General features: G+C 68.1%; 12 protein-coding genes and 1 tRNA gene. 12 read left to right on the forward strand and 1 reads right to left on the reverse strand.

All coding sequences use genetic code 11. From position 1 onward, the window contains the following. From I53_RS36205 to I53_RS19250, 12 genes are all read left to right on the forward strand, one after another. Window positions 1–724: hypothetical protein (locus I53_RS36205; RefSeq protein ID WP_251982369.1), on the forward strand; the 724-nt coding region annotated here is incomplete at its 5' end. Window positions 725–939: 215 nt separating this feature from the next. Further along, a tRNA-Tyr gene (locus I53_RS33425) sits at window positions 940–1,023 on the forward strand. A gap of 18 nt (window positions 1,024–1,041) precedes the next feature. After that, entirely contained in the window at window positions 1,042–1,419 is a 378-nt protein-coding gene (locus I53_RS19210; protein ID WP_043353641.1) for a hypothetical protein, read from the forward strand. 95 nt (window positions 1,420–1,514) lie between these two features. Beyond that, window positions 1,515–1,718 carry a hypothetical protein gene (locus I53_RS34080; protein WP_187294384.1) on the forward strand — a complete coding sequence of 68 codons (204 nt, stop codon included), beginning with the start codon at window positions 1,515–1,517 and terminating at the stop codon, window positions 1,716–1,718. Between the two features lie 356 nt (window positions 1,719–2,074). Beyond that, window positions 2,075–2,329, forward strand: coding sequence for a hypothetical protein (locus tag I53_RS19215; protein WP_043353643.1), 255 nt, complete (start codon window positions 2,075–2,077; stop codon window positions 2,327–2,329). Window positions 2,330–2,531: 202 nt separating this feature from the next. Continuing rightward, on the forward strand, window positions 2,532–2,936 hold the full coding sequence (locus I53_RS19220; RefSeq protein ID WP_043353644.1) for an HNH endonuclease: 405 nt from the start codon (window positions 2,532–2,534) through the stop codon (window positions 2,934–2,936). 40 nt (window positions 2,937–2,976) lie between these two features. After that, entirely contained in the window at window positions 2,977–3,309 is a 333-nt protein-coding gene (locus I53_RS19225; protein ID WP_148291201.1) for a hypothetical protein, read from the forward strand. 40 nt (window positions 3,310–3,349) lie between these two features. Continuing rightward, window positions 3,350–5,083: a terminase TerL endonuclease subunit gene (locus I53_RS19230; protein ID WP_187294385.1), complete on the forward strand. Its 1,734-nt coding sequence runs from the start codon at window positions 3,350–3,352 to the stop codon at window positions 5,081–5,083. Further along, window positions 5,083–6,516, forward strand: a complete 1,434-nt coding sequence (locus I53_RS19235; RefSeq protein WP_043353651.1) for a phage portal protein — start codon at window positions 5,083–5,085, stop codon at window positions 6,514–6,516. Before I53_RS19230 ends, I53_RS19235 begins: the two co-directional genes overlap by 1 nt. Continuing rightward, complete coding sequence (locus I53_RS19240; protein WP_043353653.1) at window positions 6,516–7,577, forward strand: HK97 family phage prohead protease; 1,062 nt, start codon at window positions 6,516–6,518, stop codon at window positions 7,575–7,577. The genes I53_RS19235 and I53_RS19240 overlap by 1 nt, the downstream gene beginning before the upstream one ends. Window positions 7,578–7,660: 83 nt before the next feature. Then, window positions 7,661–9,091 carry a phage major capsid protein gene (locus I53_RS19245; protein WP_043353655.1) on the forward strand — a complete coding sequence of 477 codons (1,431 nt, stop codon included), beginning with the start codon at window positions 7,661–7,663 and terminating at the stop codon, window positions 9,089–9,091. Window positions 9,092–9,162: 71 nt separating this feature from the next. Continuing rightward, window positions 9,163–9,633, forward strand: a complete 471-nt coding sequence (locus I53_RS19250; protein WP_043353656.1) for a hypothetical protein — start codon at window positions 9,163–9,165, stop codon at window positions 9,631–9,633. A gap of 251 nt (window positions 9,634–9,884) precedes the next feature. On the opposite strand, the gene I53_RS34085 is transcribed toward I53_RS19250, so the two are convergent. Continuing rightward, a partial coding sequence (locus tag I53_RS34085; RefSeq protein WP_210161589.1) for a hypothetical protein occupies window positions 9,885–10,088 on the reverse strand: 204 nt, incomplete at its 5' end.

Genomic DNA, 10,088 nt, shown 5'->3' on the forward strand with positions numbered 1-10,088 from the left:
GGAATCGGAACCCGCGTCGGGCGAGCAGCCGACCGAGAGCCCACGCGAGAAGCTCCAGCGCGAGCGGCGGGAGCGTGAGGCTGATCGCATCGCGGCGCGCCGGTCGGAGTACGATCTCCCAGAGGGCAAGCTGTGGGCGATGGTCGAGGCCTGCGTCGGCCATACCGGCGAGCTGTGCGAGAAGCTGACCAAGGCGAAGATCCCGCACTTTCGGCCCCGAGATGAGATTGAGCAGGTCCTGAGCTCGGGCCGCGTCCGGAAGATGCAGGTGCCGCTGTTCGACCGCACGGTGTTCGTCGGCCTGAAGGATCGCGGCCAGCTCGAGGAGCTCGCCGCCGAGCATCCCTGGCTGATGGAGCGGCGGGTCTACGGCGACATGCCGAGCCTGCGCCGCGACCGCGCCTTCGCCTGGGACGTCGAGCACGTCGAGCGCTGCGAACTCGGGCGCGACAAGCACGGCAACCCCGTGATCGCGGCAGCCACCATCCCAGACCGGCAGATGCGCGAGTTCGCCGACACCCTGATCGGCTCGGTGCCGCTGTTCGACGCCGAGGAGGCGGTCTTCATCGGCGAGGCGGTGCGTGTCGCTGACGGCCCCTTCGCCAGCTTCCCCGGCATCGTCGAGGATTTCGACCCGACCCGCGGCATGGTGAAGGTCGCGGTCTCGATCTTCGGCCGGGCCACGCCAGTCGAGCTTGAACTGCGACAGATCGAGCGGCAGTAACGTTTTCCACAGGCCCGCATTGACGGCGGGAATCGGTCCTGATTCACAAGGGGCGCGCCCATTCGGCGTCGGACGACCGCCCCTTGTACTCCCCGGTTCGGGTTGAAGGATGAGCAGCGCGGCCCGGAAGGTGGTCTCAAACCCCTTCTTTGCTACGACTCTGCCCTCAGCGACCACCGATCACTTGTCGCCACGTTGGCAGCTTCACCGCCGTTGAGGGAGATGGACGGGCGGACGTCCACTTGGCTGTAACCCAGGCGCCTACGGCACGGCGGGTTCGAGCCCTGCCTTCCTCACCATAAGCGAACGGACCTCGCATGCTCGACTGGATCGGCCGAGGCCGCCGCATCGAAGCGAAGCTGGACGCGCTGCTGAGACGGCAGGCCGTCCTGATGCAGGAGAGCGACATGGCACAGCAGACGTTGCAGGACCTGATCGACCAGGTGCACGCCAACACCGCCGTCGAAGCCGCGGCCGCCGCCGCGATCACCGGGCTGATCGGCCGCCTCGAGCAGGCCAACGCCATCGGTGACGGCGCGCAGTTCGCCTCGATCATCGGCGAGATGAAGGCCTCGGCCGCAGCCCTCGCCGCCGCCATCTCGGCCAACACGCCGTCGGAGATCAACGTCGGCACCGGCCAGGCCGCCACCGAGGGCGAGCAGCCGGCCGGCCAGGGCGAGCTGACCCAGCAGTAATTTAGATCAGCCCGGGTTCACGAGCCGCCGCACGTTGGAGGCGTACACGCCCCGCGCTGAATCAACTTAGGCCCCCGTTGGCGGGCGATCCGCTGATGGACTACTGCCGGCAGACAGCGAACGCGGTGAGCTCACTGGGCTGCGGCGCCGAAGTCGTATTCACCGCGGTGACGGCCCACGCCCGGCCATTCTGGAACGGCGCGCTCTGCGTCACCGTGAACTTCTGCGGGGACGCGCTCATCAGGAACCCGCCGCCCGTTGCGAACATGCCGGCCGGGCATTCAGCCACGACGTCCTGAGACGCCCCAGGCGCTGCGCCACCGACCTTGGCTGTCCGATTGCAGATTTGTCCCGGTCCGGCCGGGTTGCAGCCGTCAGCGGCCATCGCCGACGTGGATGCGGCGAGGGCGGACAGCAGAATTAGAGCGCGACGCATTGCGTGCTTCCTTGGCTCCCGGCCGACGTAGCGCGGCCGTACAAATCCTACGTGGGTAAAATTCGACCGCCATCCAAGCGTGGCCGTGACGATTCTTTCCAGGCCGCTTCCGCCGATAGGCGGGACACAGCCGTGACCACCCCGCCGGACCCGTAAGCTTCCACCCACCGGCCCAGCGCGCGGGAGCGCCGGCCCACCACCCGAGCAGCGAGCACGGCCATGGCCAACATCGACAGCGCCTCCGATGATCGCACGGCCAACAACGCCGTCCGCCACCAGTACCGGGTCCTCAGCGACGCCGAGAAGGCCAACATGGTTCGGGTGAAGGATATGGGCGCCGCGTTCATCGCCCTGCTGCACGAGGTCGGGGGCACCGATCCGAGCGGCGACCGCTTCGCTTCCCGTGACCTGTCGCTGGCCAACACCCACGCCGAGGACGCCGTGATGCGGGCGGTCCGGCACATCACCGCTTAGGCCCTCGCCCCCCCCCGGTGCCCGTGCAGAGCTCTCACGCACGCACGATCGACGATCGGTCGACAAGCAAGGGGTGGGGGGTGTCGGTTAATGCGCGCGGCGTTTTCGTTCAGGGGCGGATGTCAAACCGATTCTCGCGGACGAAATTGCAAAAAATCAGCGCGCGCAGTGTGTTGAATCCCGTCACGCGCCTGTCTCGCTGATGCCGCAGATCTTCCGAGCCAGGAGCGCGAGCCGCCAGCCGACGCGGCAGCGGGGCGCGCCGCGGACGCCGTATCGCGAGCGCGGTTACGACGCGCGCTGGGATCGGCGGTCGAAGGCCTTCCGGCGCGCGCATCCGTTCTGCCAGCGCTGCGCCGAGGTCGACCGGACGGTGCTCGGCACGCTGGTGGACCACAAGATGCCGGTGGCGGACGGCGGCGCGGTGCATTGTCCGGACGAGGGACTGTGGACGCTGTGCGCGGCCTGTCACGGCTGGAAGGAAGCGCTGGAGGCGCTGGCGCGCCGGACGGACCAGATGCACCTGATCGTGCGCTGGTGCGACGACCCAAGCGCCCGGCCGGTCATTCGCGGCGAGGTTCGGTATGGGGGCGGCTCGGAAGGCTGATGCCGGGCCGGCGCAGATCGGCGGTGGCGATCCGCGCGTGGTGGCGCATCCGGCCTTCCGCGAGATCCCGCGCTCGCTGTTCCCGCTGACCAGCGCAGAAGCGCAGGCCGAATACGATGCACTCGCCCGGGTGCTGTTCGATGCGGGGCGGCTGACGATCGGCGCGCACCGCAGCCTCTCTAGCTACGCGATGCAGTTCGACACGATCACGAAGGCAGCGGCCGCCGGCAAGCAGGTCCGCGGCTCGTGGTTCGCGCAGCTCGACAAGGCCCGGAAGGAACTGGGGCTGGATGATCTCGACAGGCCGATCGCGGCCCCCCAAGGGGCGCGGGTCAACCGGTACGCGCGAACGGGTTTCGCGAACCGCCGCTGATCAGCGCTTCAAGCCGGTCGAGATCGAGATCGACGGCGAGATGCAGGCCTTCCCGGACTACGTCGGGATGGCCGTTTGGTACTGCGAGGAGGTGGCGTCGGGCCGCGTGCCGGCGTGCGACGAGGAGCGGCAGGGATGCCAGCGCTTCCTCGACATGCGCGCCCATGCGCTGACTGGCAAGGCCGACTTCGTGTGGTCGGACGCGCACGTGATCGACGTGTGCGACTTCGTCAGCAAGCTCCCGCACGTGAAGGCCTTCGCCGGCCTGATCGTGCTTGAGCCGGTGCAATGCTGGTATCTCGCCGGCATCTTTGGATTCCGAGAGAAGGCCACGGGCCTGCGGTGGGTCCGCACGGTGCGGGTGTGGATCCCGCGGAAGAACGCGAAGACGACACTCTCGGCCGGCGTGGTGCTGTACTGCGCCAACTTCGAGGGCGAGGAGGGCGCCGACGTGGTGGTGTCGGCCGCCTCGGAGGACCAAGCCAGGATCCCCTACGACGTCATCCGCAAGATGCTCGGCAAGGACGAGGATCTGCGGGAGATGACCGGGGCCGTTGACATCAAGGACGGGTGCGAGTTCACGGCCTCGGGCGGCACGATCAAGCTGGCGCACGCCCGGGCCAAGAACCTCGACGGCTTCAACCCTCACGTCCTGCTCCAAGAGGAGCTACACGCCCAGGACCAGGGCGTCATCGGCGTGCTGAAGACGGCGCAGGGGTCCCGGCAGGCGCCGCTCGATCTCGGTATCTCGACGGCGGGCCGCGACGTGAACGCGCCGGCCTACGACGACTGGAAGGTCTGCCGGCAAGTGCTGGCGGGCCGGCTGAACGCGCCGCGCATGTTCATCGCGATGTACGCGGGCTCGGAGGCGGACAAGGACCTGTGCTTCGACCCGGCCACGGTCGAGAAGCTTAACCCGATGTGGGGCATCTCGCTGAACCCCACCTCGATCGAGGAGGAGGCCTTCGAGGGCCGGAAGTCGGAATCGAAGCGTCAGGAGTACCTGCGCACCCGGATCAACTTCTGGTCCCGCGCCGCGGGCAACCTGGTGTCGCTGGAGTCATGGGAGCGCTGCGCCGACCCGAAGCTGAAGCTGGAGGTGCTCAAGGGCTTCCCGCTCTACGTCGGCATCGACCTCGCGAGCCGGTCCGACCTGAACGCGGCCGCCTACATGGTGAAGGCCGGGGATCGCGTCTACGCGACCGCGGATTACTGGCTCCCTGCGAAGTGCGAGCGCCTGCAGGATGACCGCTTCGCCGACGCCTTCCTGGCGTGGCACCGCCAGAATTGGCTGCGCCTCACGCCTGGGACGTTCATCGACTACCGGGTGATCCTGCGCCAGATCCTCGGCACGCTGGACGGCCACAACGTCGTCGGGGTCGGCCTCGACGACTACCAGGCGAACCTCATGGCCTCGGAGATCGAGGCGGCCGGGTATCAGGTCTTCATCATCCAGAAGAACGCCCGGAACCTGACCGCGGCCACCGAGGACCTCGTGGCCCGGACCACGGATCCGGAGCTGTTCCAGCACGACGGCAACCCGATCACCGCCTGGTGCGCAGGCAACGTGGTCGGCCACTACGACCAGAACGCCAACGTGCTGCCGAAGAAAGAGAAGCCCTGGTCGAAGGCCAACATCGACGGCTTCGACGCGCTGGTCGAGGCCAACGCGCTGCGCCTCGACCATGAGGCCGGCCAGCTCGGCGCCTCGGCGAAGAAGCCGGCCGAGATCAACCCCTACCTAACCCGCGGTCTCGCCGGAGCATCTGCCTGATGAGACTGACCGATCCAGCCAAGTCCGATGCGGTGGCCAAGGCCGCCGGCGACGTGCCGGGCCCGCTCACCACGACCGATTCCGCGGGCTGGGACCAGTTCGAGTTCGGCTGGTCCGACGTCTCGGACTTCCTCGGCATCGGCGGCCGGGCCGCGCGCGGCGGCATCTTCGGCCGCGACGCCGTCGGCATGGGCCTCGCGATCCAGTGCGCGGACCGGAAGGCCCAGGATATCGCCAAGGCCGAGATGCTGCTGTGGAAGCGCAAGGGTCGCGGCTGGACCATGGTCGAGCACACGCAGCACCCGGTTGCCCGGCTGCTGATGACCCGGCCGAACGACCAGCACACCTGGACCGAGTTCTGGCGCATGATGATCATGCACTATGAGCTCGCGCAGAACGCCTACGCGCTGAAGCGGATCGCCACCGACGGCACGGTGCTCGAGCTGATCCCGATCATGCCCGGCCGCTGCCGGCCGCGGGTCGCCTACCCGAGCGGGAAGCTGTTCTACGAGATCTTCGCAGGCACGGAATACGAGCGCGCCGTCCTCGGCGAGACGTACATGATCGTGCCGGCGGACCGCATCATCCACTTGCGCGGCCGCCTCTGGGACGGACTCTATGGCCTGTCGAGCCTCGCGCTCGGCACGCCGATCTTCGACCTCGTCTCGGCGATCGCGGACTACCAGACCAACATCTTCGGGAACGACGGCAAGCAGCCGGTGGTGTTCCAGACGGACAAAGTCTTCGGCGACGGCCAGATGGCGGATGCCGCGTTCCGCCGCCTGCAGCAGCAGCTCACGGACAAAATCCGGAAGGCCAGCGCCAACGGCGACCCGATCCTGCTGGAGGCCGGGCTCGAGGCGAAGGTGATCGCGCTGAACGCGCGCGACGGCCAGACCACCGAGAGCTTTAACCAGCAGGTCATGCGGATCTGCGGCCTGATGAACATGCCGCCGCACAAGATCTTCGCGCTGGAGGCGGTCGCCTACAACAACATGGCGGCAATGAACCGTCAGTATTACAGCGACTGCCTGCATCCGACCGCGCATGGCATCCAGGAGAAGTTCCGGAACGCACTGTTCCCAATCGACGACTGGCCGGTGTTCTCGCCGCAGTTCGATCAGGTTGCGCTCATGGCGACCGACCTGGAGGCGCTGACCAAGCTGGTCGACACCGCCATGAAGGACGGTTTGATGACCTTCGATGAGGCGCGCGAGGTCCTGCCGTTCCGGCTGAACCCGCTCGCTGGCGGCGGCGACCAGCGCATGGTGCCGGTGAACATGAGCCTGATCGCAGCCGACGGCACGGTGGTGCAGGCCGGCACAGGCCAGAACGCGACCCAGCCCGGCGCCGGCCAGGGCGAGAGCCCCGACAACAACGCGGGCAAGGGCGCCGGTCTGCGCCTCGCCTACGACGCAGCAGGAGCAGCCTGATGGCCTCGAAGCGTGTCTCGATCGACGAGTATCTCGGCTCGCGCGGCTACGGCGGCGTGGAGCGCAAGCACTTCGCCCGGGATTCGGGCGTCATCATCAAGGCGGCACCGACCGGCATCGCCAAGGCGCGCTACGACGAGGACGCCCGCACGATGCGCTTCGTCATGTCGGCGGAGGTTGAGGACCGCGACCGCGACATCGTCGTGCAGGCCGGGCTGAACACCACCGAGTTCGAGAAGAACCCGGTCGCGCCGTGGTCGCATCGTGCCGGCGATCCGCCGGTGGGCACGTGGTCGGATCTGGAGAAGTCGCTGGGCGGCCGGCCGAAGCGCACCGAGGGCACGCTGACGCTCGTGAAGGGCGACGTCATGGCCGACCGCCTCGACGTCCACTTCCAGGCCGGCAGCATCCGGGCCTGCTCCATCGGCTTCATGCCGCTGTCGATTGAGCGCCGCGAAGTGCCGGAGGACCAGCAGGGCGGCTACTTCTATCCGGGCTACATGATTCACGAGGCCGAGCTCTACGAGTGCTCGCCCTGCTGCGTGCCGGCGAACCCCGCCGCGCTGGCCAAGGCCGCCGCCGAGGGCGACGTGATGGCTCGGGAGATGATCGAGCAGGTGCTCGATACCTGGACGTTGGAGAAGGGGCTGATCGTGCCCCGGGAGGCGTTCGAGGAATCGCACCGCCGCGCCGGGCCGGCCAAAAGCACGGTGGTGTTCGATGGCAAGATTTTCGAGGTGAAGGCGGGCGAGGGCGGCGAGCCGGTCCTGGCGCCCGTGAAGCCATCCAAGGCCGAGCGCGTCGTCGGTGCGATCGAGACGGACGAAGGCCTGCTGGATCGGCTGGCCAAGGCCCTCGGCTTCAAGGGCCGCACCGACGCTGCCGATCCCAAGCCGGGCGAGGACGGCAAGAAGCCCGCGCCCGAGCCGACGCCGGAGCAGAAGCTCCGCGAGCAGTTCGCCGTCGACATGCCGGCGCTGGTCGCCAAGCACGAGATCTTCGAGGCCGACGCCCGCATGGCCGCCCTCGACGCCGAGATGGGGCAGCACACCCCGAACTGATCCGCCGGCAGACGACGCAGAGGCGGTAACCCCGGTGGCAGCCTGCCGGCTCACGCCACCACCATCCCCGATGGAGAACTGTAATGCCCACGCTCGCTGAGCTCCGCGAGAAGCTGAAGGCTGCCCGCGAGGCGGCCGCCGCCGCCCGCGCGAAGGCCGTGGCCGATGGCGCCACCGACGCCGACCGCACCGCCTACAAGGACGCCCTGACCGCGGCCGAGAAGGCGCTCGACATGGTCAAGGACGCCGAGCGCATGGAGGCGCTGGACGCCGCCACCACCCGGTCCGCCACCGCGGCCGCGGGCGGCACCGACGTGCTGGAGCGTTCCGCGGCCGCAGACGGCCGCTTCGCCTGCGCCCGGCCGGCCGAGAAGATGAGCATCCTCGACGAGGCCACGCTCATGGCCGCCGCCTCGGCCAAGAGCCGCGCCTTCCTCCAGGCCGGCATCGCGAAGTCGCCGATCGAGATCCTCGGCGACGAGGGCTACGAGCGTTTCGTGAAGGAGCTCAAGGACCGCGCGTCGGCCAACGCCGCCCGCCGCCGCGAGAAGACCAACACCACGCTGACCTCGGCCGACGGCGGCATCCTGCTGCCGACCCCGAACGCCAACACCATCATCGAGCTGCTGCGCGGCGAGAACACCTTCCTCGCGGCGAACCCGCGCCGGGTGCCGCTGATCGGCGGCCAGTTCAACCAGCCGCGCGGGGCGACCTCGTCCACCGCCGGGTATGTCGGCGAGGGCATGAAGAAGCCCGTCGGGTCGCCGACCTTCAACGGCATCTCCATGCGGGCGAAGAAGATCGCCGGCATCGTCATGGTGACGATGGAGGCGCTGAAGTGGTCGCTGGCCGACCTGCAGGCCTACATCCGCGACGACCTGCGCCTCACGCTGGCCAACAACATGGACCTGGCCTGCTACTTCGGCGCGGGCACGAACTACACCCCGCTCGGCATCCTCAACCGGCCGAACGTGAACGCCTTCGACGCCTCGGCCACCGGCGCCGGCGCGCTGTTCGCCAACCCGAAGGCGCCGACCGTCGCCGAGCTCGACAGGGTCGCCACCCGGATGATCCTTGCGATCACCGACGCCAACATCCCGGCGACCAGCCGCTTCGCCTGGACTATGAACTACCACCTGATGCGCTACCTCGCGGACGCGCGCGGCGCCAACGGGCAGTACATCTACCCGGAGCTGAACACCGACACCCCGACCTGGAAGCGCTTCCGGGTGTTCGTGACCACGCAGTTCCCGTCGAATGGCGGCGCCACCACGGACGAGTCGACCCTCGCCCTCGTGGACTGGTCGAACGTCCTCTACGGCGACGAGGAGGACATCACCGTCCGTACCTCGATGGAGGCCACCATCGACCCCGGCACGGGCACGCTCGTCCACCTGTTCCAGCAGAACATGATGGCCGTGCTGATGGAGGCCCAGCACGACATCGCCCTGAACTACGACCAGGCGGTGTCCGTCCTCCGTCACGCCCGCTGGGGCTCGCTGTCCGCCTCCTGATCGGGGCGCTGATCATGGGCCGCCGGAATGAGCCGGCGGCCCACTGAGGTTCAGGATCAAGGACAGCGGACATGCTGGCGAACAACACCAAGCTCGACCTGCGCCACTATGAGGAGATGGCGCGCAAGAACCACCGCGGCCTCGTGCCGATGGTCTTCGCCGAGACCACGCTGCCGTACGCGATCGGCGAGGTGGCGGGCTTCAAGCCGGCCGCGGCGAAGAAGCTCCACGACGACGGCACCGCCGTGCCGCACGAATCGGTCTACCGGTCCGGCTCGCTGCCGGAGAAGCAGGCCGGCGCCGGGCTCGTGAACGAGACAGAGGACGAGACCCGCCGCAGCGCGGTCGAGATCCCGGGCGACGTCCTGGAGGCCCACGGGCTGAAGCGCATGGCGCTGGCCAAGAAGATCGCGGGCCGCGATCCCGCGACCTGGGACGAGGCCGACGAGATCATCAAGGCCGAGCAGTCGCGCCGCGATGCGCTGGCCGATCGCACCGGGGGCGCCGTGACCAGCGAGTCCAGTCTGGGCTCGGTCGCGTGAGCGGCGAAGAGAAGGGCGCGCAGCAGGATCGCAGGCCGGCGGACGTTCGCACCGGTCCTGCAACCGCTGATGCGCTCCGCGACCGCGGGCCGAAGATGGTTCGCCGGCCGCCCAACAAGATTCTGAGCGGCGATGGGCGCCGTGGATACGAGACTAAGTAGCGCATGAACTTGCGAATTACGCCGTAGCCAAGACCTATGTAAAGACAAGTTAATGAGCGGCAACCACAGGCCGCCGCTCATCAGAATCGGTTAGATGCCGAAAGCCTTGCGCAGCGATTGATAAGTCATTTCGGTCACTTCACCGCGCTGGTCGATGTAGGTTCCGTTTTCGTCAAACTCAGCTTCTGACTTTGACCAATCGATAAGATAGGCATTCGGGTCGCCAGTGATAGTTTTTGTGCGGCGCGTCAGGCCGCCCCAAACGCCACGAAGCTCCGGGGCCGAAACGCCAAC

The organism is Methylobacterium sp. B1 (genome assembly GCF_000333255.1).
GTDB lineage: Bacteria > Pseudomonadota > Alphaproteobacteria > Rhizobiales > Beijerinckiaceae > Methylobacterium > Methylobacterium fujisawaense.